The following is a 26,592-nucleotide window of genomic DNA, read 5'->3' as shown; positions in this document are numbered from 1 at the left end:
CCAATCACTATTTAAATTTCTAACTATGCTTACCAAGGCCATCAATGAACTCATTAAAGAGTTAAGTGGTTATGTGCTACAACCAGGCGAACCTGGATATGAAGATGCCATTAAAATTGACAATGGGCGTATTCACCTCCGTCCTATGCTTATTATCCGCCCCACGATGGTTGATGATGTGGCAATAAGTCTGAAGTTTGTAGTAAAACACCATCTTCATTTTACCATCAAAGGCGGTGGCCACAGTGCTGCCGGGTATTGTTTAAATAATGACGGTGTAGTAATTGATCTGAAGCACCTGAACAGTATTTCATTCGATCCCAAAACCCAAAGGCTCACCGCACAAATGGGCGTGATCTGGAACGACCTGTATAAATATATGCAAAACACCGGCACAGGCTTAATTCCCATAGGTGGCGGTTGCCCCACTGTGGCTCCTCCGGGTTTTATGCAGGGTGGCGGCTATAGCTTTGTATCTCGTACTTACGGAATGAGTATAGACAGCCTGATATCGGTACAGATGGTTACACCAGATGGCCATTTACGCAGGATTAGTGAGGACAGCAAAGACCAGGATGAAAAAGACATCTTCTGGGCCATCAGAGGTGGCGGCGGTGGCAACTTCGGCATTATTGTGGAAATGGAAATGCAGATGCAGCAGCCTAAAAGCAAACTGATGCTGGCCGGGCAGATATACTACCCATTAGAGCAGGCAGATGAAGTGCTGGGATATTACAACGAGTGGGTAGAGCTGATTCCGAATGAGATGGCTGCCTATGGTTATATAGGTCACCAGCCTGATCCGGTTGATCCTTCTAAAAATGTAAAGGTTCTCGGACTTACTCCTGTATATAATGGGGAAGGCGATGAAGGGATAGAATTTCTGAAAGATCTGCTGAAGATGAAGCCGCTGCATATTGACCTGCGCAATATGACATTACCCGACTTTGAGTTCTTCAATGGACACACCACTATGGTAAAAAACCGCAGCGCCTATATTCGTTCGCTGATATTGCCTGAAAAAGGAATGAATAATAAGGTAGCCCATGTTATTAAAGACTATATGAACATGGCTCCCTCCGAATCCAGCTTTGCTGTGTGGACTTTAGGCGGTGGTGCCATGGAAAATAAAGCACCAGCCGATACCGCTTACTTTCATCGCAAGGCACGCTTTATCCCGGAAGTAAAATCCATCTGGGATGCCGATAAGCCGGGTGATGCGCATAGCAATATTCAATGGGCTTATGAATTTTTTGAAAAAATGGGAGAAGCTGGTAATGCAACCGGTGCTTATGTAAACTATATAGATCCGTTATTGCATAACTGGGCAGATAAATACTATGGCAGCAATTACGAAAGGCTGGTAAAAATTAAAAACAAAATAGACCCGCACAATGTGTTCCGTTTCCAGCAAAGTGTAGGCTCTCCCTTCAATCCACCTGCAGGGCCATTAACCGATTTAAGTCCGCTGAATAGAACCGAGCTTGAATCGCCCAAACTGAAAAGCTTTGTTTTTGACGAATCGGTTACCCAAAATGCATAGTTCTATGGCAACAGTAAAAGAGATTATCGAATGGTATAATATGCAGCCTAACGATGCAGAAGGTGGTTATTATGCAGAAGTGCATACTTCAGACATCAGTTTACCAGATAATGTATTGCCTGGCTTCCCTCCTTTAAAAGGAGGGAGGTCGCTTTACAGTGCTATTTATTATATGCTACCCTCTGGCGAAACATCTGTGCTGCACCGGGTAACCGGGGATATGCTGTACCATTTTTACAGCGGCCTTCCCGTTGAAATGCTGTTATTATATCCACCTGGCAGCAAAAAGGAATATGAACTTTGCGTATTTGGTAATATACTGGAACGAGGATCTCATCCCATGAAAATGATTCCCGGCGGCACCTGGATGGGATCGAGATTGCTGACTTCCCATGTTGAGGACTATGCTTTCATGGGAGTAAGCCTGATGCCCGGCTTTAACCCGGCTGATTATACCATAGGGAAAAGAGAAGAACTTATTAAAGAGTATCCAAACCAGGCAGATCTTATCAAAAAATTTACGCGCGATAGCTATTAGTAACATACAAAGTGGTTGTATCAATTGAATGATACAACCACTTTGTATGTTTTTATAATCTACCGTTTGTCCGAATTAAACCAATTCTTCCTGTAGCGAGCGCATGATCACTTCTCCTGAAGAAGCTGTCAGCACCTCTCCTATGATTGCGGCTTTTTCGCCCCCTGCACAATTGCGCATCAATGCAACGCAGGCTGCAGCCGATTCTTTCTTTACGACCGCCATCAAAATACCGGCATTTTCGGTATATAAGGGATCTATGCCCAAACTATCGCAGGCATTTCTTATCTCTTCGGCTATAGGAATGTGCTCTTCATCTACTGCAAAGCACAGGTTAGTTAGCTCTGCTGTTTCGTTTAGCACAGATGCAATGCCACCACCCGTAGGATCTCGTAAATACTTTACATCATTGCCAAATACATCCAGCAATCTAAACACCATTTCGTGCAGCGGCGCGGTATCGCTTTGCATAACACCTTTTCCCCCATCCTCACCATTAGCACACAGCATAGCTACGCCATGCATGCCTGGTGTACCACTTACCACCAGCACATCGCCGGTTTGTATTCTTTTATAATCGATGGCAGCACGGGTATGTACATAACCTATACCGGTAGTATTTATATATAGTCCGTTACAGCTGCCCTTTTCTACCACTTTGGTATCGCCGGTTACAATGGTTACACCTGCTGAAAAAGCAGCATCTTTAATACTGAGTAAAACCTGTTTAAAAACATAAGGCGACAGCCCCTCTTCAATGATAAAGCATAAGGAGATGTATTTTGCTACTGCCCCACACATAGCCAGGTTGTTTACTGCCCCGTTCACAGCCAGATTACCAATGCTACCACCAGGAAAAAACAGTGGATTGGCCATATAGCTACCTGTGCTGAAAGCCATTTTTCCATTCAGCGACAGCACTACACCATCATGTTGCAGATCGAGCCATTTGTTGCTGAGTATTTCAAATACACAATCCTGGTACACCTTGCTGGCCGGTAAGGCGCCCTTAAAACCAGGTATTGAATAGGTATATTGCATGGAAGAAACTTTGTTTGTTATGAAGTCAAAATTGCAGCACGGCAACGGCTTAAAACAGAACAAAAGTCATCATGGGATATGATTAATGTCATATGCGGTTAGTAGATAGCAGATTACTTTAGCATAGCAAAACAGTTAATTAGTGATGGATATATAAGACAAAATTACACCTGAGAAAAACCAGGGTAGCTGTTGTGTAGCTACCCAAACTCTAAACTCCTAAAAAGAAAAGCCGCAGTAACACACTGCGGCTTCGTTTTTTATTACCAGACACAATGCACGAACATGCGATCTGTATGAAGTACTATGCCAACAGCAAGGGGCCAGCTGTAAAGCTGGCCCCTTGCATAATAAAATAAACAGGTTAAGAATAATAGTATAGCTTATGGCGTATAATAAGACCTCGTGCGGTTTACTTTTAAATCGCGCAGGATGCCTGACTTGGGATTAAGCGTAATGTTGAACGATTTATAGATACCTACTGGGGTGATGTTAATAGACATTTGCCAGCAGTGCATTTCGCGCGATACAAACATGGTCATGGTTTGTATCTGCGTGTTTTTAATATCATAATAAATAGTACCGCCCAGTTTCCATTTAGGAGTTAAACTGAAATCGCCATTCAGGTTTAGAGAACTATTGATTTGCGTATAGTAACCGGAATAATCAGCTCTACGTATACGGCTGAAGTTAAGCGACAAGGATGTTTGTAATGTCCAGGGAATATTAAAGTCGGTAAACTCTGCCGGGTTTGCCCGTACATATTCCAGCTGACGCTGTTGCTCGTCGGGGGTCATCGTATTATCTGTAGGCGTACGCTGTGCATCCGATCTGTTATCGGTTTTCTTGCTTTGGAAAGAGGATGACACTGACAAGGAACCGCCCGTAAAACGCCCCAGGCTGCCTTGTTTCCATAAAAGTTTGTTGACACGGTTTCCGAAAGAATCCACAGCATACGGGTCGAGTGAAGCACTACCTGTGATATTGATTTTTTCAAACAGGGTACTACGGAAAGCCATAGATACAGCACTCCATTTTAAAGTATCTGCGAAAAAGTTATACCCTGTGTTAAAGCTCAAACCATCTATCAACTTGATTTTTTTGTAGGGATTATCGCCGGTGCTATCCTGTTTGTTTCTTTTTTTCATTTCAAACAAGTTATCAAAACCAAAGTTAAAACCACCAAACCGCCCCTGACTAAAACCACCTACCACGCTACCATCGAACTTGCTATAGGTGGTATTGTAAGCAGCATGTTTGTTAGTTGCAGGAACTCTCAATGTATCATAATACTTACTTACCAGATCTGGCTTGTAGTTGATGCTGAATGTAGGTTTTATCTCGTGTCGCAGCTTTGTATCCTTTCCCAGACTAAACGTACCAAAAATACGCGTGTTGGTAGAAAGACCAAACGATACTTCACGGGCAGTGTAGAAGCCACGTACTATATCTGCATACACGGTATCTTTTACGTCATCATATCTACGTTGCAGGTAGTTGCCATACCATTTTTCATTATATGAAATAGAGGGCGTAAACAGTAACGGGCCTACAGCCGGCAGCGTAATAGAAATAGGAATGCTATGGTTGGCACCCCACTGTGCTGTATCAATCAGCTTGCGAAAACTAAATGCCGAATCGTAAAAGGCTACCTGGTTTAAGAAGCTACCGCTATAGGAAATACCCAGCTTCTCATACCACTTGGCAGAACCCACAGATTCTTTTTTCTGGAAAGGATAAAAAGTGGTAGCAGTGAAGGCAAGGGTGGGCAAAGTTACACTTACCAGGCCCAGGTTGTTGTTCTGGCTGTGGTTGGCACTTGCCGTTAAGTTGTATTTGCCTTCGCTCCAGGTTTTGCTGTACGTTATAGACGAACTTAACTGGTTGGTGAAGTTTGTAATAGTGTTATTGGGTACATAACTATTATACTTAGTGCTACCCGCATTTACACTGGCCGAAAAAGTAGTACCTGGCCGTGCCCGGGTATCGGACGAATGACTCCAGTTAATTAAAAAGCTGGTATTCTGGGTAAACTCCTGCTGCGTATTAGTAGAGGTGTTGAGAATTTTTGTTTTCAAAATACTCAGATTCAGGTTACCTGTGTATTTATACCGTTTGTTGTATTTGGACGTAAGGTATAAGGCCCACCCACCATACGTATATATATTAGCACGGGTAAGCAAGTCCCAGTTATCACTTAATACTTTATAGTATCCCAGTCCTTCCAAACCTAAACCATAACTTTCATTGGAGGTGAACTGGGGGGGTAGTAAACCGGAATGACGGCCACGGGCTAATGGAAAAATACCAAAAGGTATAGCCACTGGCATAGGCACCCCCTCAAATTCGGGATAAGCCGGGCCCGTTACTGCAAATTTATCATTGATAATTTTTACGCGTTTAGTGCGGAAGGCAAAGTGCGGGGTATCCAGATTACAGGTAGTAAAACGTGCCTTATAAGCATACGACACATCTTTATCCATCTTTTTTAGTATCTGGGCGTTCACAAACATCTCGCCTTCCTGGTAGTATGAGTTTTTAGTAAGCCCCTTCCCTGTTTTAATATTATAATGGATACTGTCCATTATAGCTTTAGTATCGCCCTGGGTAAAAGTGGGCAGATTTAAAGGATTTTTTGAGGTATCTTTTCCACCATATGCGCTCAGGGTTTGGTCTGCCTGATTATAATGAATAGTGTTAGCCTCCAGTTTATCCTTGTTATAGTTTACAGATGCTTTGCCATACAGGTAGAACTGCCGGGTGGGGATGATTACGATGGCAGAATCTTCTGCAGTGTAGTCGATAGGCACATCCAGTGAATCTTTAGACATGCCAATGGTGTCTATTTTCACCATTCTTCCTGTGCTATCTCTTCTGTAGCCGGCCGAATCGATAAGGGCGTGAGTTGTGTCTGCGCCCGGTTTTGGCACAGTATCTGACACAATTCCGGTAGTATTCTTCACACGACCTGATGGTAGCTTGCGTTTGTTTTGTGCGCTTGCATCAAACGTCATAAAAAACAATAGCAGTAGCACAGACAAGGCTGTAATATATTTTACCCTAACTTTACAACGTTTGCTCATAACTTAGATGGTGACAAAAATAGGGGTTAATTATAAATGAGTTGTGAAGAATACCCTAAACACAAAGAAGTAATATGTTGAAAAAGGCTGAAAGGTTATTTTTATTGATTTTTCCGGTTTTATTTCTGCTTTCTTTCACCCCCTTGGGTGCAAAAGCTCCTGCGCCCTTTGCAAAACCTCAATTAAAAACTATTATAATAGATGCGGGTCACGGTCTTCCCGACCCCGGCGCAGAAGGTGATGAAACCAATGAAGCCGCGATTACCCTGGCCATAGCATTGAAAGCGGGCAAATTGCTGGAAGACGCTTTGCCTGATTGTAAAATAATATATACCCGCACCGGTTCGGGGCTCCCCGGCGGCTTGCAGGATTTACGGGAAGCCAACCGTTTACGCGCCCGGATGGCGAATGAAGCGCATGGCGATTTGTTCATTTCTATCCATTGTAACAGCACAGGGCCAAGCTACCGTAGCAAGGTAACAGGCTATACCACACAAACCTATTACGTTAAAAAAGGCAAAAAGAAGGTAAAGAAAACACGTAAAGTGCCTGTAATTAAACGTTATAAAGTGGCCAGCACTACCCATGGCACAGAAACTTATATTTGGGCGGCCAACAGAAACGATGCTAAAAAGCAGTTTGTGAACACGGAGAACGACGACAACGATGAGTTTGGCGAAAAAGAAGACAGCAGTTACCACTACTTTTCTTCGGCCGAAGCTAAAATTATGGCTTCTTTACGCACCCGTAAGTATTTTAATAACAGCCTTACCATTGCCAATTTTGTAGAAGATGAATTTGTGAAGGCAGGCAGGTACAGCCGTGGCGTTAAACAACGCGATTGGGAGCAAATATGGGTGTTACAGGCTACAGCTATGCCTAGTATCCTAATTGAAACGGGTTTTATCTCCACCCCCTCCGATGAAAATTACTTAAATAGCGCTGATGGCCAGAAAGAAACCAGTATTTGTATCAAAAACGCGGTACTCCGGTATAAAGCTTATCTGGAAAGGTAAACATTCACCGAAACCTTGGTTAAAATAATTAACACTCAGGAAAACAATGCTGTGTGCGTATTATCTTTATCCCGCATCAGCATAGAACATGAAAAAGATCATAGTATTTGGGGCGGCGTGGCTGTTTTGCACCTCCTTTATTAACGATAGAAACAGAGATAATGATGGAGTTCAACCCCAGCGTAAACCCTTACACACCATTATTATAGACGCGGGTCACGGCGGCAGGGACGAAGGAGCTCCCGGCGGCTATTCTTTTGAGAAAAACATTTCCCTGGCCATTGCGCTGAAATTACAGAAGAAAGTGAATGAGGAACTACCCGATGTGGAGGTGGTAATGACCCGCACAGATGACTCCTACCCTTCTTTATACAATCGCGCCGATCTGGCCAATAAATCGAAAGGCGATTTATTTATTTCCATTCACTGCAACAGCGCCGATCCTATCAGGCATAAAGAATTCCTGGGCTACAAAATGGATACCTATTATAAAGGCAAGGGGGCTAAACGTAAAAAGTATACCCGCAAAGTGCCTGAATATAAATATTATAGCACTCCTAACCCGGCTAAAGGTACTGAAACCTATATATGGGCGGCACATAAGAACGAAGCGAAAGAAGTGGCCATGCGCGAGAATGAATCGCTTTACCTGGACAGCGCCACTAACCCACAGATGAAGGATTTTGATCCGGAATCGCCCCAGAAACGCATCATTTACTCCCTGAAAACGCAGCAATATTTCGAGCGTAGTGCTAATCTGGCCATTACCGTGGAAGATGAATTTAGCAAAGTAGGCCGTATTAGTCGCGAAGCACGTCAACGTCAGGTAGGAATTTGGGTATTACAGGCTACAGCTATGCCCAGCATACTGGTGGAAACCGGTTATATTTCTAATCCGGAAGAGGAAGACTACCTGAATAGTGAAAAAGGACAGGATGAAATAGTGGAAGCACTGGTAAAAGCCCTGAAAAGGTACCGTTTTTCGTTAGAAAACCGTCAGGCCCCCTCCATAACCGCACCGGTTGTTGCAGATACCACTGTTACAGAACCGGTGCCAACACAAAACTAATTTAACAAGCTCCATTAAAGGCAGTTACAAATAACCCTTACTTTTGCCTGAGTGCAGAATGGAAATGGCATGTACCACAGGTGCGGCACAATGATTGATTAATTGAGGATTATAAAACAACAATAACCCGGATGAAAGTCGCAAATGAAACTAAGATCGGAGCACTAACTGTAATAGCACTGGCATTACTGGTATTAGGATTTAATTTTTTGAAAGGTAAAAGCCTGTTTAAATCGGGTAACTACCTCTATGCCCGTTTTGATAACACTAAAGGTGTAGTTAGCTCTAATCCGGTTTTGATTAATGGTTACCAGGTAGGTGCTGTTTCGGATATTAAAGCAGCTGATAACAGCCTGCGCGAAATTATTGTAGAACTGAAACTAAACGACAAATACAATATTCCTGATAACTCTGTGGCCAGCATTAACGGTAACCCACTGGGTTCCGCCAACATTGAGATCAGTTTAGGTAATTCCAGCAATTTTCTGCCTAACAAGGCTACCATCAAAAGTACGAATGCTGCTGGTATGCTGAGTGAACTGACCAGCAAAATTGGCCCTGTTGCTGATCAGCTGAAATCTACCCTGGCCAGCCTTGATACTGTTTTAAATAATGTAAATACAATATTAGATCCTAATACCAAGGGCAACTTACAAAGTGTAATTGCCAACCTGAGCAGAGCTACCGGTAGCTTTGTTACCTCTTCTGCTTCGCTGGACAAAATGCTGAACAACGAAAGTGGCGCAGTGGCACAAACCATGAATAATGTAAACAGTTTTACCAAAAATCTGGCAGACAATAACAGTAAACTGACAGGTATTATGGATAACATGGAGCAAACTACCAACCATCTGGCCAAAGCGGATATTGATGGGGTGGTAAATAAATTACGTTCATCGGTTGACCAGCTGAATTCGGCTATGACCAAATTGAACAGCACAGATGGTTCACTGGGTGCCATGATTAACGACAAACAACTGTACAATAACCTGAACAGTACTGTACGTAGCCTGAATACACTGATGGATGACCTGCGTGTTCATCCTAAACGTTATGTAAGTTTCTCTGTATTTGGTAAAAAAGATAAGGGCACTCCTTTAATGGCGCCATTGCCGCAGGATACAACAACAAGCATTAAAAAATAAGAATGTCGCGTTTACGTATTTCTTTTTTTTTCAGCCTGCTGGTTTTGGCTGTTACAGCAACAGCGCAAAACCAGCCCCAACAAGATAGCACCAGTAAAAAGTCTGACGTAGATATCATTCATGGTGACCGTGTAGGTCAGCGAACCATTGATACGTGTGTGTATAAGATATTGTCCGGCAACGTACAATTACGGCAGGGAAAAACACTTTTCAATTGTGATAGCGTAGCCATTAACGAAACCACTAAAATACTGGAAGCTTTTGGTCATGTACATATTAACGATAATGATAGTGTACACACCTATTCTGACTATTTACGTTACCTGATGAAAGACAGGAAAGCGTTTTTAAAAGACAATGTGCGCCTGACTGATGGAAAAGGGACGCTTACCACTCCTACCCTGGATTATGATGTGCCTACTAAAACCGGCATGTATACGCAAGGAGGAAAACTGGTAAGCGAAAAAAGCGTTTTAACCAGCCAGGAAGGCTATTATTATGGTGAAACCCGGGATGCACTTTTTAAAAAGAACGTAAAGCTGGTTGATCCTGAAAATAATGTAACTACAGACACTCTCTGGTTTAATACCTACACCCGCAAAGCTACTTTTACAGTACCTACTCACATTGTAAATAAAGCCGGTACTGTGATAGACACCAAAGATGGGTATTACGATTTTAACACCAAGCGTAACTATTTTGGCAAAAGGCCGGTTATCAAGGACGGGAGCTCTATCCTGATAGCTGATGATATAGCCAACGATGACTCCACCGGTTTTGGTGAAGCACGTGGCAATGTAATATTCCGCGATACGGCACAAGGCACCACACTGATTGCCAATAACGTAAAAACCAATAAGAAAGAAAGTGCACTATTGGCTACCGAAAATCCTGTTATAATTTTAAAACAGGATAATGACTCTATTTATATAGCAGCAGACACTTTTTATTCGGCCAAGCTCTCTTCTTTAATTCAATCACGTTATGTGGCGAATGTACGGGATAGCGCATTGTTAAACGATTCTATCAGACAGCCTTATATTATTACCGGAAAAAATGGCAAAGACAGCAGTAACGACCGGTTTATAGAAGCTTATTTTAATGTAAGAATCTATTCAGATTCACTACAGGCTGTATGTGACAGTTTATTCTACTCTCTTTCTGACACCACCTTCCGACTGTTTCGCAACCCGATAGTTTGGGCACAGCGAAGCCAGATTACGGGGGACACCATTTATATATTTACAGCCAATAAAAAACCTCACCGTATGTTTGCCTTTGACAATTCACTGGCTGTTAATAAAGTGGCTGTTAAAGACAATTTTTTTAACCAGGTGAAAGGTAGAACCATGAACGCTTACTTTAAAGATGGTAGCATTGAATGGACGCACACCAAGGGAAGCCAGGCTGAGTATATTTATTACGCATTGGATGAGCAGAACAGGTATATTGGGGTAAACAAGAGTTCTTCGGACGTAATTGACATGTATTTTGAGAACAAAGAGCCTACTATATTAAAACTCTTCAATGCTGTGAAAGGAAATATGTCGCCCATGGGACAAGTTGACCATGACAATATGAAACTGAGAGGTTTTAGATGGCAGGAAGATCGTCGCCCCAAAACCAAATATGAATTATTTGGTCACTAGTTTATCCGTAATATGCATTTATGAAGTGGTTGCCGTCTGTTATCAACAGCCGATGGATTGACCCGCTGAAAGCTTTGCTTAACGATAGTCGTTCTATTGGTATCATTTTATTACTATGTACTATTCTTTCGTTATTGGTTGCAAACACAGCCGACGGAGCTTCGTGGCTTCAATTCTGGCAAACACCTTTTCACCAATTGGAAAAGCTATATTTACCACATACCTTGTTGCATTGGTTGAATGATGGCGGTATGACTTTATTCTTTCTGCTGGCAGGGATGGAAATCAAGAGTGAGCTGGTGGGTGGCGAGCTTAGTACTTTCAAAAAAGCCCTTCTTCCTATTGTGGCGGCTATTGGTGGGATGTTGATGCCTGCTCTCATTTATACCATTTGTAATTTTGGAACCGTTTATGCTCAGGGCTGGGGCATACCAACTGCCACAGACATTGCTTTTTCATTGGGCATTGCTTCTTTGCTGGGCCGTAAACTCCCCTCCTCTTTAAAAATATTCCTTACTGCACTTGCTATTATAGACGATCTGGGAGCAATTGTAGTAATTGCCCTGTTTTACGGCGGGAAGTTACAACTGGCCTGGCTACTGGCTGTGTTGGTGTTGATAGTTGCCTTATATTTTCTGTTTAAAAGATACCAACATCCGGGCTGGATACATTACTTGTTAGGTATATTGCTTTGGTATTGCCTGCTGAACACAGGTATTCATGCTACTGTTGCAGGTGTAGTATTTGCTTTTTTTATTCCGGCATCTCATCTCCATTCTCTGCAGCAACGGCTACATAAAAGTGTATATTTTGTTATACTTCCTGCTTTTGCACTTGCCAATACGGCAATTACGTTTCCGGAGCAAATGAGTATAGTTATTACCAGTAGCCTTTCCTGGGGCATTATGCTGGGCTTGTTTATAGGTAAACCACTGGGAATTAGCCTGGCCTGCTTTCTGGTAGTAAGGTTAGGTTATGCTCAACTCCCCTCGCTGGTAAAATGGAAGCATATGATTGGTGCAGGCTTGTTGGCCGGAATAGGCTTTACCATGTCTATATTCATTTCCACACTGGCTTTTGGTGAACAGTCCACTCAGGACATTGCCAAAATATCCGTATTATTGGTGTCTTCAATATCCATGCTTTGCGGCTTCCTGTGGCTAAAAGCTGCCTGCCGCCAAAGTACACTACGAAAAACTTTATAAAAGAAACAACCAAAACGTATGCTGAAAAAGGAACGTCACGCACACATCATGCAACAATTGAACATTCATAATAAGATTTTGTCGTCAGATTTGTGTGCACAGTTGAATGTTTCAGAAGATACTATCAGAAGAGATTTACAGGAGTTGTCGGAAGAAGATAAATTAATAAAAGTGCACGGTGGCGCTTTGAGCAATTCCTTTCACTTTACACTGCAATTTAATGACGTATATCGTGTAGTGGAAAAAAGAACCATTGCCCAAAAAGCCATTCCGTTAATTAAAGACGGCATGTTTGTGCTGTTGTCTGGCGGCTCTACCATTCGGGAACTGGTAAAAGCACTTCCCCGTGAACTGAATGCTACTTTCATCACCGTAAGCATTCCTACTGCCATGGAGTTATTAAACCACCCTAACAGTGAAGTGATTTTTTTAGGTAACAAATTGCTGAAAAGTGCACAGATTGCCGTGGGCGCAGATGCTATTAAACGCTTAGAAGGTATTAATGCCGACTTATGTTTTTTAGGCACCAACAGTATTGACATCCATAATGGCATTACCGATCTGGAATGGGAGGTAATCGAAGTGAAAAAGGCCATGTTGCAGGCAGCCAATAAAACAGTGTCGTTAGCTATTTCGGAAAAACTAAACACGGTACAACGTTTACAGGTTTGCCAGTTATCGGCTATAGATACGCTTATTACCGAACTGAGTGCAGATAGTGAATTGCTTGCTCCTTATAAAAACGCAGGCTTACATATTTTATAATCGGCCGCTAATAGTATTTAAAGCCGTAACTGCTGTAACAAGTTGTTATGGCTTTTTTGTTTTACCGCTATCTTGTTTACCTCTTATTGTAGCCTAACACCGCACACTTCCGCACTCACCTGCACTGTTTCACTGCCTTTCTGATTTTTTATGCAATATTTTGATAATTTGTTTTACATTACGTTAAACCAACTGCTGCTTTTTGCGTTTTTACGCTACTTATGAAGGTATGGCTTTCTATGCATGCTGATTAATGACGCTTTATTCATTAGGTCTTTCATCACACAAATAAACTGATATGAGGCAACTCCTGCTACCACTCATGACATTTATGGTCATGCTATGTTCCACCACAGCATCCTTTGCTCAAAACGGAACACTTTTCGGAACTATACTCTCTGACGATGACGGATTACCCCTTACCGAGGTAACGGTAACCAACCAGCGAACGGGTAAAAAAACTATTACCGGTAAAAACGGGACGTACACTATTGCCGGTGACATTGGTGACACTTTAAGCTTTAGCTACATTGGTTATACCACCAGCGTAGTTTCTGCATTGGCACAACAAACCATTCGCCTGGTACGCAGCCAGGAAGCTTTGGGAGATGTGGTGGTAACAGCATTTGGCATTAAAAAGGAGAAAAAAGCATTGGGTTATGCAGTACAGGACATTAAAGGCGAAGAGCTACTGAAAAATAAAACACCCAATGTTATTAATGCACTTAATGGCAAAATTGCCGGCCTGAATATTACCAATAGCAATGGTGCACCCGGTTCCAGTGCACAAATAGTGATACGTGGGGGAACCTCTGTTCTGGAAAGCTCTGACAACCAGCCATTGTTTGTAATAGATGGGATACCTATTGACAATTCTACACCGGTAGGTAATACTGCTTATGATAAAATGGGGGCAGCGGCGGCCAGTTTTGGTAACAGGGCTATGGACATTAACCCGGACGATATAGAATCTATTTCTGTATTAAAAGGTCCGTCGGCTGCTGCACTATATGGTTTACGTGCTGCCGCCGGAGCAATTGTTATTACCACTAAAAAAGGAAAAGAAGGCACTACTCAGGTTGCGCTTAGTTCGCGCTTCTCCGCCAACAGAGTAGCACGCCTGCCGCAGCAACAAAATAAGTTCAAGCAAGGAAATGCCATTACTCCTACTGTACCTTCCTATTTATCGTGGGGCAGCGCCTTTACTGGTGCTGACACCGTTTATAATAACCTGCAGGATTTCTTCCAAACCGGTTACGGTATAGATAATAATATCAGCATTTCAGGTGGTTCTAAAAACGGCAACTATTTTTTATCGGCGCAACGATTTGATCAAACCGGAACTGTACCTACTACAGACTACCGCAAAACCGCACTTCGTTATAACGGTGAGCAAAAGCTGGGCTGGTTTACGTTTGGAGCTAATGCCAGTTACACCTACACTACCACTACCCGGGCATTAACCGGTGGTGGCTTGTATAACAGCAGTGGCATGGGATACATGATGGCAGCTGTTGACTGGCCGCGTAATAATAATATGGCAGATTACCTTCATGCAGATGGTTCAAAGAAAAGGCTGCTGGCTTCATCAGATCTGGCTGATGATATTGAAAACCCCTACTGGCTGGTACACAATAATCCTATTACAGATAAAACCAACCGTTTTACCGGGGCTGCTTTTACAAGGGTAAAGCCATTGAGCTGGTTAGAATTTTCTTATAAACTGGGATTGGATTATTATGTAACTAAAATAAACAGTGTTACTATGCCCGGTTCCGCTGTATCGGGCGATTTACAGAAAGGAGGTATTTCGCAAAACGATAGGGAAGTAAGCCTGTTGTCTTCTACCTTTTTAATTACCGCACAGAAAAAGATCAATAAAGACTTTGATGTGAATGTGTTGCTAGGACAAACCACAGAAATGAATAATAGTACTACTGACTACAGGGTAGCTACCGGTTTCCTGGTTCCTAATTTTATCAGTATTAACAACTCGGCTGTAGCCAATAAGCTGTTTCAGCAAAGTATTGGCCGGAGAAGACTGGTGGGTGTGTATGGGGACTTGCGACTGGCATTCCGGAACATTGCTTATGCAGATGTTACAGGGCGTAATGACTGGTCTTCTACCCTGCCTGAGCAAAACCGTTCGTTCTTTTATCCCTCTGTAAGTGGCAGTTTTATTTTTACGGAACTGCTACCTAAAAGCAACATACTTTCATTTGGCAAGTTACGTGCATCATGGTCGCAGGTAGGTAAAGATGCGCCGCCTTATAAAACCACTACGGCCCTGGATGTACCTCAGACTACCTTAGGAGGCGGTTATATTGATAGTTATACTGCCGGCAATCCTAATTTAAAACCTGAAACTACCACTTCTACAGAATTTGGTACCGAATTGCGGTTGTTTAATAATAAAGTGGGCCTGGACTTTACCTGGTATCGTAACCTGAGTAAAGATCAGATTGTATCACCACGTGTTAGCCAGGGGTTGGGCTATATTTACCGTTATGTAAACGCAGGTAAAATTGAGAATAAGGGCATTGAAATAGCTATCAGTGCCACACCTGTAAAAAAAGCAGGCTTTGAATGGAGCACGAATGTAAATATCTCTCACAACAATGGACGTGTGCTGGAACTGCCAGGCTCCATCCCTATTTTGTATGTAACCGAAGCGCAGTATGGCTATGTCAAAGCTGCTTCGTTTAACAATGGAGTGTTCCTCGGCATGAGTGGTAATGTATGGCAAACGGTGGCCAATGGTGAGCATGCCGGAAAGCTGATATTAAATGCTACTACGGGTTTGCCTACTACCTCTACCGCCACTGCTACCATGATAGGTGATCGCGAGCCGGATATGCTGCTGGGCTGGAATAATAACTTCACCTACAAAAACTTTAACCTCAACTTTTTGCTGGATGCCCGTATTGGCGGCGATGTGTTTAACGGAACAGAATATGAAATGATGAATACCGGTATGAGCAAACTGACCGAAAACCGCGGACAAACAGTTTTGATGAAAGGAGTCATTAACACGGGTACCACTGCCGATCCGGTGTATCAGGATTTTTCAAAAGAGGTGGTAATGGATCAAAACTATTACGTGAATTATTATGCTTTTCACTCACCCAATTTTATAACTAAGGTAAACTGGTTAAGAATGCGTAGCGTAGCATTGGGCTATCACTTTCCACAAAGACTGCTGGCCAATAAACTATCCTTTGTAAAAAGTCTGGATTTATTATTGGCAGTTCAGAATGTATTCTTAATTACCAATTATAAAGGCATGGATCCGGAAGTGAGTGCAGCAGGGGCAGGGGCAGGCGGCTCCGGCTCATCGGGTATGGACTATCTTGGCACCCCTCCTACCAGAACTTTCACTCTTGGCTTTAACATTAAATTCTAGGCAATTATGAAAAAGATTATCCTTTCGTTTGTAATAGCATTAAGCATAGCCACTACATCATGCAAGAAAAGCTTTTTTGATGTAAACACAGACCCTAACAATCCTACATCAACCACACCGGACTTACGGTTGCCTCCTATTTTGTTTAACATGCACAACCGTTATGGGGGTGCAGGAACACGTACTGCTATGATTACACAACAATATGGCAGTCCGGCAGTAAGTACCACCAACTATTACAAGCTACAAAACTGGGAATGGGCCAATAACGTTGACATTAACAGCTGGCAGGGCTGGTATAGCTACATATATGTAAACATTAATAAATTATATGGCGAGGCGGAGGCTGCTGGTGCTATGCAGTATGCAGGTGTAGGCAAGTTGCTGGAGGCCTTTGGATGGAGCTGGATAAGTGATTTGTACGGCGAGGTGATTTACAAAGACGCATTAAGTGCCACCACGCTTACGCCAGCTTTTGACAACATAGAAACCGTGTATCCTGAATTATTCACTAAAATTGACGAGGGTATTAAAATACTGCAAACGGCAGCCCCTTCTACTACTTACCCTTTATCTAAAGGCGATTATATTTACAATGGGGATGTGAACCTGTGGATTAAATTTGGTTACGCTTTAAAAGCCCGCTTATTAAATCACCTGGTTAAAAAATCCAATTACGACGCCAGCACCATTCTCTCCCTGATAACACAGTCGTACCAGTCGAATAACGAAGACACAGAAATTAAAACTTTTACGGAAAGCACTGTATCTGGTGAATGGAATGTATTATATGAGAACAGTTATAGCGCCACAGCCAGCAATGGTAACAGTAGTATACGCTACGGCAAGTTGTTGCTTTCTTATCTTAGCAACACCTATACAGGGGGCTCTGGTATTGAAGACCCGCGTATGAGCCTGATGGTAAACAAAATCCCCAGCGGTTCACTGGCGGGACAATATAGCAAAGCGGTTGACCTGGATAGCGTTACCACAACCCCTACAACTGCTGATATCAATTACCGTAACCCGGTAGGCAGTTATTTTAATAAGAAGAATTCCCGCTTTGCATATATTAGTTATGCCGAACTTAAGTTTATTGAAGCGGAGGCTGCTTTTAGAAGCGGAGATAAAGGCCATGCTTTAACGGCTTACAAAGCAGGGATAAAAGCTCATATGGATAAAATGGGGATAGCAACTACTACCAGTGACGCTTTTTTAAACAGTGCAGCAGTTGCACAAACAAGCGACGCCATTACACTCAGCAACATTATGATGCAGAAATATATTGTAATGTATCAGAACCCTGAGGCATGGACAGATATGCGTAAATGCGACTACTGTCTGAACAGCAGCGGCGATTATGACCAGGTTGCCGGTGTGTACAAAGACTTTAAAAAGCCCAAATTTGTACATGTAAACTTTTCAGGTGCCAAAGACTGGATTCGCCGTTTTCAAACAGCTTATATTGAAAGGGATTATAACACGGCCAATGTAACCGCTATAGGAGGATATGATGCCAGCTATACCGCCCAACCCGTATGGTGGGATATTAAAAATTAAGTGACATTTAAATATAAACGGGGCTGTATTGCGCTTACAATACAGCCCCGTTTCTTTATTAGCAGCTTTGCTATTAAAACATCTTAGGCATTTCCCGGTCTTTGGTACGGAATAGCATACCAATAGACAACTCATGCGATCCAGCCTGGTATTTACCAACACCATTGGTATTGAAGTCGTAAGAGTAACCAATTCTTAATTGATCGGTAGCCCACACTTCCAGCATCAGGCTTAACGCGTTGCTATAGTTTAAACTGGTTTGCAGCGCTTCTTTATTCCACAGTTTCATACCAGTTCTATAACTCAAGCCTGCCCACACAGTTTCGGACAGGAATACAAAGGTGTTAAAGTCTACACTGGTAGGTCCTAAAAAGTCTTCCTTAATTAATATAGAAGGTTTAAGGGCAATGCTTTCAGACACTTCCCAAATAGTACCGGCGGTTAAATAAATATGGCGCTTTTTGCTCAGCGTGGTGTAAGTTGTTCCATTGCCAAAAATCAGCTTTTGCGACCCAGGCAGTGCAAACAAGTTCATTACCGAAAGCCCTACATAAGTGTTGGGGTTGCTATAATAAGCACCAAAGCTGGCATCTGGTTTCCATTTAGTGACTTTACCCAATGGAATATCCGGATCATTATCATCCAGGTATTTATAATCTGTTCCATCCAGGGAGTATTGCGTTAAAGCAAAACCAATACCCAGGGCCAGACGCTCTTCGTTATCGTAATCCAATGGAATACGATAAGCGTAAGAACCTGTTAATGACAACGAAGATTGCGGGCCTAGTTTGTCCCAGGTAATTTGTCCACCAACACCTACCCTTTCTTCCGGGGCATTAGTGATGCCATCCAGCGAGATAGTACCTGTTTTAGGCGCACCCGGAAAAGTTGCCCATTGCTGCCTGTAGGTAGCGTTAAAGTACAGGTCTTCCTTATACCCCGCATAAGCCGGGTTAATAGTCAGTCCGTTAAAAACGTACTGACTAAACTGAACATCCTGTTGTGCCGACGCATGTAAACTCATAACCAGCACACAAACTAAACCCAACACACTTCGTTTCATAAAATGACTTTTATGTTCTTTATTTCAGCAATTGTATGTATCCTTTATATGGTGTTTCGCCATCTGGTGCAATGATCTTTAATACATAGTAGTAAACACCTGCTGCCAATCCTTTACCATCCCATGTGTTATCATAGTTTCTGTTATGATACACTTCGTTACCCCATCTGTTAAAGATGATCAGGTCCATTCTCACATTAGAAGGCACACCTGGTATTACAAACATGTCGTTTTTACCGTTGCCGTTTGGCGTAATAACGTTAGGGATGTAGAAATCTTTCAGCACAATCACCGGCTCACTTGATGCTGTGTTGTTTTCTGTATCCGGATCTTTTTCGTTCGCTTTGATAGTTGCTGTGTTTTCCAGTGTACCCGCAGCCACTACTCTTACACGGAACGAAAGTGTGATAGAAGAATCTGCATGTAACGTATCGATAACCCATTCCAGTTTCTTGGTTACTGAGTTGTAAGACACAGTTCCTCTTGTTGTTGAAACAGAATCTACACCATCCAGCAAGGACACCAGCGGATCTGTTACTACTACATTGGTAGCATCATCCGGGCCTTTACCTGTAGCAGTGATTACAAACGTTACGTAAGAGCCTACTGTTACTTTTCCTTTAGACACCAGTGTTTTAGTAATTGCCACATCTGACTGTGAAGCATCTACATACTGCATGGTTTTAGAACAAGTGATTCCTGTTACCGGGTCTGTTACCGTTACAATTACACTTCCCGAACTTACACCTGGTGTAGCAGTTACCGCAAAACTTCCGTCAGCACCTGCAGTGGCTTTGTTGATTGATACATTCGGGTAAATCACAGCTACGTTCGCACCTGGTATTGTTGTACCCGTTACGCGCACCTGGCCATTTGCCAATGTAACAGGCGCTTGTACATCAAACACGCTGATCACTTCTGTTACTACCGCTTTCAGTGAATCGATACATCCGTTGGCGTCTTTTACTGTGATAGTATAAGTACCAGCTATTAACTCACTAATGTTTTGAGTAGTAGCTCCGTTGCTCCATGCGTAGCTGTATGGTGCCACACCACCTTCGATGGCCACGTTCACCGCACCTGTAGCTGAAGAATGACAACCCACTCTTACAATGTTATCTGTCAGTTTCAGCGAATCCGGCTGAGTAATAGACACCGTTTGTGTTACCACACAACCTGCTGCATTTTTAGCCGCTACCGTATAAGTACCTGCTGTCAGCGATTTGAACACATTTTCTGACTGATATGTTCCACCATTGAGTGCGTATACCAAGCCTGTTTCTACCGCATTGATTGTGATTTCACCTGTTGTGCTTCCATAGCATAAGATGCTGTTTCCGCTGGCTGAGAATGCAGGTATTGGCAGTGTGCTTAACTGGAATGTTGTGTCGCTTGAGCAACCACTTGTGTTTGTTACGGTGTAGGTGATTACGATATCGCCTTTGCCTACCGCTTTCACTAAGCCTGTGTTGCTGATAGTTGCTACAGTGGTATCGCTGCTGCTCCATACACCACCGCTTACTGCATTGGTCAACTGAGTAGTACTGTTGATACATACGCTGGATGCGCCTGTGATGACTGGTACCACTGGTAATGCATTGATAACAATGCTTGATCCTGTAGTATCCGTACAGCCATCGCTGTTGCTGAAGCTGTAAGTAATCCAGTAGCTGCCTACTCCGCTCTTCGCTAAGTCTACAGTACCGCTTGTTTTATTAATCACCAGGCCACTCGTTGAGGTGAAGCTACCGCCAGTTGCACCTGTCAAGGTTACTTCCGCGCTATCCCTTGCACAATAAGTGCCGTAAGCGATAGTCGCGGTTGGTAAAGCATGGATCGTGATAGCAGCACCGGTAGTATCTGTACAGCCATCGCTGTTGCTGAAGCTGTAAGTAATCCAGTAGCTGCCTACTCCGCTCTTCGCTAAGTCTACAGTACCGCTTGTTTTATTGATCACCAGGCCACTCGTTGAGGTATATTGACCACCAGTTGCACCTGTCAAGGTTACTTCCGCACTATCCCTTGCACAATAAGTGCCGTAAGCGATAGTCGCCGTTGGTAAAGCATGGATCGTGATAGCAGCACCGGTAGTATCTGTACAGCCATCGCTGTTGCTGAAGCTGTAGGTAATCCAGTATGCTCCAACAGTGCTCTTCGCTAAATCTACAGTACCGCTTGTTTTATTAATCACCAGGCCACTCGTTGAGGTGAAGCTACCGCCAGTTGCACCTGTCAAGGTTACTTCCGCGCTGTCTCTTGCACAATAAGTACCATAAGCTATGCTTGCAGTTGGTAACGCATGGATCGTGATAGCAGCACCGGTAGTATCCGTACAGCCATCGCTGTTGCTGAAGCTGTAAGTAATCCAGTAGCTGCCTACTCCGCTCTTCGCTAAGTCTACGGTACCGCTTGTTTTATTAATCACCAGGCCACTGGTAGAAGTGTAGCTACCACCAGTTGCACCTGTCAAGGTTACTTCCGCGCTGTCTCTTGCACAATAAGTGCCGTAAGCGATAGTCGCAGTTGGTAACGCATGGATCGTGATAGCAGCACCCGTGGTATCTGTACAGCCATCGCTGTTGCTGAAGCTGTAAGTAATCCAGTAGCTGCCTACTCCGCTCTTCGCTAAGTCTACAGTACCGCTTGTTTTATTAATCACCAGGCCACTCGTTGAGGTATATTGACCACCAGTTGCACCTGTCAAGGTTACTTCTGCACTATCCCTTGCACAATAAGTACCATAAGCGATAGTCGCGGTTGGTAAAGCATGGATCGTGATCGAAGCACCGGTAGTATCTGTACAGCCATCGCTGTTGCTGAAGCTGTAGGTAATCCAGTATGCTCCAACAGTGCTCTTCGCTAAATCTACAGTACCGCTTGTTTTATTAATCACCAGGCCACTCGTTGAGGTGAAGCTACCGCCAGTTGCACCCGTTAAGGTTACTTCTGCACTATCCCTTGCACAATAAGTACCATAAGCGATAGTCGCGGTTGGTAAAGCATGGATCGTGATAGCAGCACCCGTGGTATCTGTACAGCCATCGCTGTTGCTGAAGCTGTAAGTAATCCAGTATGCTCCAACAGTGCTCTTCGCTAAGTCTACAGTACCGCTTGTTTTATTAATCACCAGGCCACTCGTTGAGGTATATTGACCGCCAGTTGCACCTGTCAAGGTTACTTCCGCGCTGTCTCTTGCACAATAAGTGCCGTAAGCGATAGTCGCAGTTGGTAACGCATGGATCGTGATAGCAGCACCCGTGGTATCTGTACAGCCATCGCTGTTGCTGAAGCTGTAAGTAATCCAGTAGCTGCCTACTCCGCTCTTCGCTAAGTCTACAGTACCGCTTGTTTTATTGATCACCAGGCCACTCGTTGAGGTATATTGACCACCAGTTGCACCTGTCAAGGTTACTTCTGCACTATCCCTTGCACAATAAGTACCATAAGCGATAGTCGCGGTTGGTAAAGCATGGATCGTGATAGCAGCACCGGTAGTATCTGTACAGCCATCGCTGTTGCTGAAGCTGTAAGTAATCCAGTATGCTCCAACAGTGCTCTTCGCTAAGTCTACAGTACCGCTTGTTTTATTAATCACCAGGCCACTCGTTGAGGTGAAGCTACCGCCAGTTGCACCTGTCAAGGTTACTTCCGCGCTATCTCTTGCACAATAAGTGCCGTAAGCGATAGTCGCGGTTGGTAAAGCATGGATCGTGATAGCAGCACCGGTAGTATCTGTACAGCCATCGCTGTTGCTGAAGCTGTAAGTAATCCAGTATGCTCCAACAGTGCTCTTCGCTAAGTCTACAGTACCGCTTGTTTTATTAATCACCAGGCCACTCGTTGAGGTATATTGACCGCCAGTTGCACCTGTCAAGGTTACTTCTGCACTATCCCTTGCACAATAAGTGCCGTAAGCGATAGTCGCAGTTGGTAACGCATGGATCGTGATAGCAGCACCGGTAGTATCTGTACAGCCATCGCTGTTGCTGAAGCTGTAAGTAATCCAGTAGCTGCCTACTCCGCTCTTCACTAAGTCTACAGTACCGCTTGTTTTATTAATCACCAGGCCACTCGTTGAGGTGAAGCTACCGCCAGTTGCACCCGTTAAGGTTACTTCTGCACTATCCCTTGCACAATAAGTACCATAAGCTATGCTTGCAGTTGGTAACGCATGGATCGTAATCGAAGCACCGGTAGTATCCGTACAGCCATCGCTGTTGCTGAAGCTGTAAGTAATCCAGTAGCTGCCTACTCCGCTCTTCACTAAGTCTACAGTACCGCTTGTTTTATTAATCACCAGGCCACTCGTTGAGGTGAAGCTACCGCCAGTTGCACCCGTTAAGGTTACTTCTGCACTATCCCTTGCACAATAAGTACCATAAGCTATGCTTGCAGTTGGTAACGCATGGATCGTAATCGAAGCACCGGTAGTATCCGTACAGCCATCGCTGTTGCTGAAGCTGTAAGTAATCCAGTAGCTGCCGACTCCGCTCTTCGCTAAGTCTACAGTACCGCTTGTTTTATTAATCACCAGGCCACTCGTTGAGGTATATTGACCACCAGTTGCACCTGTCAAGGTTACTTCCGCGCTGTCTCTTGCACAATAAGTACCATAAGCCATGCTTGCAGTTGGTAACGCATGGATCGTGATAGCAGCACCGGTAGTATCCGTACAGCCATCGCTGTTGCTGAAGCTGTAAGTAATCCAGTAGCTGCCTACTCCGCTCTTCGCTAAGTCTACGGTACCGCTTGTTTTATTAATCACCAGGCCACTGGTAGAAGTGTAGCTACCACCAGTTGCACCTGTCAAGGTTACTTCCGCGCTGTCTCTTGCACAATAAGTGCCGTAAGCGATAGTCGCAGTTGGTAAAGCATGGATCGTAATCGAAGCACCGGTAGTATCCGTACAGCCATCGCTGTTGCTGAAGCTGTAGGTAATCCAGTAGCTGCCGACTCCGCTCTTCACTAAGTCTACAGTACCGCTTGTTTTATTAATCACCAGGCCACTCGTTGAGGTATATTGACCACCAGTTGCACCTGTCAAGGTTACTTCTGCACTATCCCTTGCACAATAAGTGCCGTAAGCGATAGTCGCAGTTGGTAACGCATGGATCGTGATCGAAGCACCGGTAGTATCCGTACAGCCATCGCTGTTGCTGAAGCTGTAAGTAATCCAGTAGCTGCCTACTCCGCTCTTCGCTAAGTCTACAGTACCGCTTGTTTTATTGATCACCAGGCCACTCGTTGAGGTGAAGCTACCACCAGTTGCACCCGTTAAGGTTACTTCTGCACTATCCCTTGCACAATAAGTACCATAAGCGATAGTCGCGGTTGGTAAAGCATGGATCGTGATAGCAGCACCGGTAGTATCGTACAGCCATCGCTGTTGCTGAAGCTGTAAGTAATCCAGTATGCTCCAACAGTGCTCTTCGCTAAGTCTACAGTACCGCTTGTTTTATTAATCACCAGGCCACTCGTTGAGGTGAAGCTACCGCCAGTTGCACCTGTCAAGGTTACTTCCGCGCTATCCCTTGCACAATAAGTGCCGTAAGCGATAGTCGCGGTTGGTAAAGCATGGATCGTGATAGCAGCACCCGTGGTATCTGTACAGCCATCGCTGTTGCTGAAGCTGTAAGTAATCCAGTAGCTGCCTACTCCGCTCTTCGCTAAGTCTACAGTACCGCTTGTTTTATTGATCACCAGGCCACTCGTTGAGGTATATTGACCACCAGTTGCACCTGTCAAGGTTACTTCCGCACTATCCCTTGCACAATAAGTGCCGTAAGCGATAGTCGCCGTTGGTAAAGCATGGATCGTGATAGCAGCACCGGTAGTATCTGTACAGCCATCGCTGTTGCTGAAGCTGTAGTAATCCAGTATGCTCCAACAGTGCTCTTCGCTAATCTACAGTACCGCTTGTTTTATTAATCACCAGGCCACTCGTTGAGGTGAAGCTACCGCCAGTTGCACCTGTCAAGGTTACTTCCGCGCTGTCTCTTGCACAATAAGTACCATAAGCTATGCTTGCAGTTGGTAACGCATGGATCGTGATAGCAGCACCGGTAGTATCCGTACAGCCATCGCTGTTGCTGAAGCTGTAAGTAATCCAGTAGCTGCCTACTCCGCTCTTCGCTAAGTCTACGGTACCGCTTGTTTTATTAATCACCAGGCCACTGGTAGAAGTGTAGCTACCACCAGTTGCACCTGTCAAGGTTACTTCCGCGCTGTCTCTTGCACAATAAGTGCCGTAAGCGATAGTCGCAGTTGGTAACGCATGGATCGTGATAGCAGCACCCGTGGTATCTGTACAGCCATCGCTGTTGCTGAAGCTGTAAGTAATCCAGTAGCTGCCGACTCCGCTCTTCGCTAAGTCTACAGTACCGCTTGTTTTATTAATCACCAGGCCACTCGTTGAGGTATATTGACCGCCAGTTGCACCTGTCAAGGTTACTTCTGCACTATCCTTGCACAATAAGTACCATAAGCGATAGTCGCGTTGGTAAAGCATGGATCGTGATCGAAGCACCGGTAGTATCTGTACAGCCATCGCTGTTGCTGAAGCTGTAGGTAATCCAGTATGCTCCACGTGCTCTTCGCTAAATCTACAGTACCGCTTGTTTTATTAATCACCAGGCCACTCGTTGAGGTGAAGCTACCGCCAGTTGCACCGTTAAGGTTACTTCTGCACTATCCTTGCACAATAAGTACCATAAGCGATAGTCGCGTTGGTAACGCATGGATCGTGATAGCAGCACCCGTGTATCTGTACAGCCATCGCTGTTGCTGAAGCTGTAAGTAATCCAGTAGCTCCACTGCTCTTCGCTAAGTCTACAGTACCGCTTGTTTTATTAATCACCAGGCCACTCGTTGAGGTATATTGACCGCCAGTTGCACCTGTCAAGGTTACTTCCGCGCTGTCTCTTGCACAATAAGTGCCGTAAGCGATAGTCGCAGTTGGTAACGCATGGATCGTGATAGCAGCACCCGGTGTATCTGTACAGCCATCGCTGTTGCTGAAGCTGTAGTAATCCAGTAGCTGCCTACTCCGCTCTTCGCTAAGTCTACAGTACCGCTTGTTTTATTGATCACCAGGCCACTCGTTGAGGTATATTGACCACCAGTTGCACCTGTCAAGGTTACTTCTGCACTATCCCTTGCACAATAAGTACCATAAGCGATAGTCGCGGTTGGTAAAGCATGGATCGTGATAGCAGCACCGGTAGTATCTGTACAGCCATCGCTGTTGCTGAAGCTGTAAGTAATCCAGTATGCTCCAACAGTGCTCTTCGCTAAGTCTACAGTACCGCTTGTTTTATTAATCACCAGGCCACTCGTTGAGGTGAAGCTACCGCCAGTTGCACCTGTCAAGGTTACTTCCGCGCTATCCTTGCACAATAAGTGCCGTAAGCGATAGTCGCGGTTGGTAAGCATGGATCGTGATAGCAGCACCGGTAGTATCTGTACAGCCATCGCTGTTGCTGAAGCTGTAAGTAATCCAGTATGCTCACAGTG

Annotated in this window: 18 protein-coding genes; 10 read left to right on the top strand and 8 right to left on the bottom strand. The window is 44.1% G+C overall.

Annotation, left to right across the window (positions count from 1 at the left end; genetic code table 11):
• Window positions 1–25: 25 nt before the first annotated feature.
• Together FLA_RS09200 and FLA_RS09195 are read left to right on the top strand one after the other, a co-directional pair.
• The gene (locus tag FLA_RS09200) at window positions 26–1,543 is read left to right on the top strand and encodes an FAD-binding oxidoreductase (RefSeq protein ID WP_076382797.1); all 1,518 of its coding nucleotides are present in this window, start codon (window positions 26–28) and stop codon (window positions 1,541–1,543) included.
• Window positions 1,544–1,547: 4 nt separating this feature from the next.
• Window positions 1,548–2,081 (top strand): cupin domain-containing protein, encoded by a 534-nt coding sequence (locus FLA_RS09195; RefSeq protein ID WP_076382798.1) that lies wholly within the window; start codon window positions 1,548–1,550, stop codon window positions 2,079–2,081.
• A 75-nt stretch (window positions 2,082–2,156) separates the two neighbouring features.
• Here the strand turns inward: FLA_RS09195 and hypE are convergent, their stop codons facing one another.
• Together hypE and FLA_RS09185 are read right to left on the bottom strand one after the other, a co-directional pair.
• Window positions 2,157–3,122, bottom strand: a complete 966-nt coding sequence (gene hypE, locus FLA_RS09190) for a hydrogenase expression/formation protein HypE (protein ID WP_076382799.1) — start codon at window positions 3,120–3,122, stop codon at window positions 2,157–2,159.
• A gap of 383 nt (window positions 3,123–3,505) precedes the next feature.
• Entirely contained in the window at window positions 3,506–6,136 is a 2,631-nt protein-coding gene (locus tag FLA_RS09185; protein ID WP_231940411.1) for a putative LPS assembly protein LptD, read from the bottom strand.
• Between the two features lie 143 nt (window positions 6,137–6,279).
• Between FLA_RS09185 and FLA_RS09180 the strand changes: the two genes are divergently transcribed.
• The 8 genes from FLA_RS09180 (at window position 6,280) to FLA_RS09145 (ending at window position 18,017) form a co-directional block, all read left to right on the top strand.
• Complete coding sequence (locus tag FLA_RS09180; RefSeq protein WP_076382801.1) at window positions 6,280–7,221, top strand: N-acetylmuramoyl-L-alanine amidase family protein; 942 nt, start codon at window positions 6,280–6,282, stop codon at window positions 7,219–7,221.
• 88 nt (window positions 7,222–7,309) lie between these two features.
• Window positions 7,310–8,290, top strand: a complete 981-nt coding sequence (locus FLA_RS09175) for an N-acetylmuramoyl-L-alanine amidase family protein (protein WP_076382802.1) — start codon at window positions 7,310–7,312, stop codon at window positions 8,288–8,290.
• A gap of 131 nt (window positions 8,291–8,421) precedes the next feature.
• Window positions 8,422–9,435: an MlaD family protein gene (locus tag FLA_RS09170; protein ID WP_076382803.1), complete on the top strand. Its 1,014-nt coding sequence runs from the start codon at window positions 8,422–8,424 to the stop codon at window positions 9,433–9,435.
• A gap of 2 nt (window positions 9,436–9,437) precedes the next feature.
• Window positions 9,438–11,084, top strand: a complete 1,647-nt coding sequence (locus FLA_RS09165) for an OstA-like protein (protein WP_076382805.1) — start codon at window positions 9,438–9,440, stop codon at window positions 11,082–11,084.
• Between the two features lie 20 nt (window positions 11,085–11,104).
• Window positions 11,105–12,289: a Na+/H+ antiporter NhaA gene (nhaA, locus tag FLA_RS09160; protein ID WP_076382807.1), complete on the top strand. Its 1,185-nt coding sequence runs from the start codon at window positions 11,105–11,107 to the stop codon at window positions 12,287–12,289.
• A gap of 18 nt (window positions 12,290–12,307) precedes the next feature.
• On the top strand, window positions 12,308–13,054 hold the full coding sequence (locus FLA_RS09155) for a DeoR/GlpR family DNA-binding transcription regulator (RefSeq protein WP_076382809.1): 747 nt from the start codon (window positions 12,308–12,310) through the stop codon (window positions 13,052–13,054).
• Between the two features lie 298 nt (window positions 13,055–13,352).
• Window positions 13,353–16,457 carry a SusC/RagA family TonB-linked outer membrane protein gene (locus FLA_RS09150; protein ID WP_076382811.1) on the top strand — a complete coding sequence of 1,035 codons (3,105 nt, stop codon included), beginning with the start codon at window positions 13,353–13,355 and terminating at the stop codon, window positions 16,455–16,457.
• Between the two features lie 6 nt (window positions 16,458–16,463).
• The gene (locus FLA_RS09145; protein WP_076382813.1) at window positions 16,464–18,017 is read left to right on the top strand and encodes a SusD/RagB family nutrient-binding outer membrane lipoprotein; all 1,554 of its coding nucleotides are present in this window, start codon (window positions 16,464–16,466) and stop codon (window positions 18,015–18,017) included.
• A 73-nt stretch (window positions 18,018–18,090) separates the two neighbouring features.
• On the opposite strand, the gene FLA_RS09140 is transcribed toward FLA_RS09145, so the two are convergent.
• The 6 genes from FLA_RS09140 to FLA_RS09120 all read right to left on the bottom strand — a co-directional run bounded on the left by FLA_RS09140 (window position 18,091) and on the right by FLA_RS09120 (window position 26,550).
• On the bottom strand, window positions 18,091–19,080 hold the full coding sequence (locus FLA_RS09140) for a PorP/SprF family type IX secretion system membrane protein (protein WP_076382815.1): 990 nt from the start codon (window positions 19,078–19,080) through the stop codon (window positions 18,091–18,093).
• A gap of 19 nt (window positions 19,081–19,099) precedes the next feature.
• Window positions 19,100–24,313, bottom strand: coding sequence for a T9SS type B sorting domain-containing protein (locus tag FLA_RS09135; protein WP_096510857.1), 5,214 nt, complete (start codon window positions 24,311–24,313; stop codon window positions 19,100–19,102).
• Between the two features lie 47 nt (window positions 24,314–24,360).
• Window positions 24,361–24,825, bottom strand: coding sequence for a hypothetical protein (locus FLA_RS09130; RefSeq protein WP_096510855.1), 465 nt, complete (start codon window positions 24,823–24,825; stop codon window positions 24,361–24,363).
• Between the two features lie 154 nt (window positions 24,826–24,979).
• Window positions 24,980–25,588 carry a hypothetical protein gene (locus tag FLA_RS09125; RefSeq protein WP_148666366.1) on the bottom strand — a complete coding sequence of 203 codons (609 nt, stop codon included), beginning with the start codon at window positions 25,586–25,588 and terminating at the stop codon, window positions 24,980–24,982.
• Between the two features lie 168 nt (window positions 25,589–25,756).
• Window positions 25,757–25,981: a hypothetical protein gene (locus tag FLA_RS31130; protein WP_148666365.1), complete on the bottom strand. Its 225-nt coding sequence runs from the start codon at window positions 25,979–25,981 to the stop codon at window positions 25,757–25,759.
• A gap of 2 nt (window positions 25,982–25,983) precedes the next feature.
• Entirely contained in the window at window positions 25,984–26,550 is a 567-nt protein-coding gene (locus FLA_RS09120) for a hypothetical protein (protein ID WP_148666364.1), read from the bottom strand.
• Window positions 26,551–26,592: the final 42 nt, after the last annotated feature.

This window comes from Filimonas lacunae (assembly GCF_002355595.1).
Classification (GTDB): Bacteria; Bacteroidota; Bacteroidia; order Chitinophagales; family Chitinophagaceae; genus Filimonas; species Filimonas lacunae.
The sequence above is the reverse complement of the archived record's forward strand: the minus strand, read 5'-3'. Positions and strand labels throughout refer to the sequence as shown.

What these genes read in the sequence shown, in the direction of transcription:
- FLA_RS09200 (WP_076382797.1), top strand. Translation starts at nt 26, where the DNA reads ATGCTTACCAAGGCCATCAATGAACTCATTAAAGAGTTAAGTGGTTAT.
- FLA_RS09195 (WP_076382798.1), top strand. Translation starts at nt 1,548, where the DNA reads ATGGCAACAGTAAAAGAGATTATCGAATGGTATAATATGCAGCCTAAC.
- hypE (WP_076382799.1), bottom strand. Translation starts at nt 3,122, where the DNA reads ATGCAATATACCTATTCAATACCTGGTTTTAAGGGCGCCTTACCGGCC.
- FLA_RS09185 (WP_231940411.1), bottom strand. Translation starts at nt 6,136, where the DNA reads ATGACGTTTGATGCAAGCGCACAAAACAAACGCAAGCTACCATCAGGT.
- FLA_RS09180 (WP_076382801.1), top strand. Translation starts at nt 6,280, where the DNA reads ATGTTGAAAAAGGCTGAAAGGTTATTTTTATTGATTTTTCCGGTTTTA.
- FLA_RS09175 (WP_076382802.1), top strand. Translation starts at nt 7,310, where the DNA reads ATGAAAAAGATCATAGTATTTGGGGCGGCGTGGCTGTTTTGCACCTCC.
- FLA_RS09170 (WP_076382803.1), top strand. Translation starts at nt 8,422, where the DNA reads ATGAAAGTCGCAAATGAAACTAAGATCGGAGCACTAACTGTAATAGCA.
- FLA_RS09165 (WP_076382805.1), top strand. Translation starts at nt 9,438, where the DNA reads ATGTCGCGTTTACGTATTTCTTTTTTTTTCAGCCTGCTGGTTTTGGCT.
- nhaA (WP_076382807.1), top strand. Translation starts at nt 11,105, where the DNA reads ATGAAGTGGTTGCCGTCTGTTATCAACAGCCGATGGATTGACCCGCTG.
- FLA_RS09155 (WP_076382809.1), top strand. Translation starts at nt 12,308, where the DNA reads ATGCTGAAAAAGGAACGTCACGCACACATCATGCAACAATTGAACATT.
- FLA_RS09150 (WP_076382811.1), top strand. Translation starts at nt 13,353, where the DNA reads ATGAGGCAACTCCTGCTACCACTCATGACATTTATGGTCATGCTATGT.
- FLA_RS09145 (WP_076382813.1), top strand. Translation starts at nt 16,464, where the DNA reads ATGAAAAAGATTATCCTTTCGTTTGTAATAGCATTAAGCATAGCCACT.
- FLA_RS09140 (WP_076382815.1), bottom strand. Translation starts at nt 19,080, where the DNA reads ATGAAACGAAGTGTGTTGGGTTTAGTTTGTGTGCTGGTTATGAGTTTA.
- FLA_RS09125 (WP_148666366.1), bottom strand. Translation starts at nt 25,588, where the DNA reads ATGCTTTACCAACGCGACTATCGCTTATGGTACTTATTGTGCAAGGAT.
- FLA_RS09120 (WP_148666364.1), bottom strand. Translation starts at nt 26,550, where the DNA reads ATGGCTGTACAGATACTACCGGTGCTGCTATCACGATCCATGCTTACC.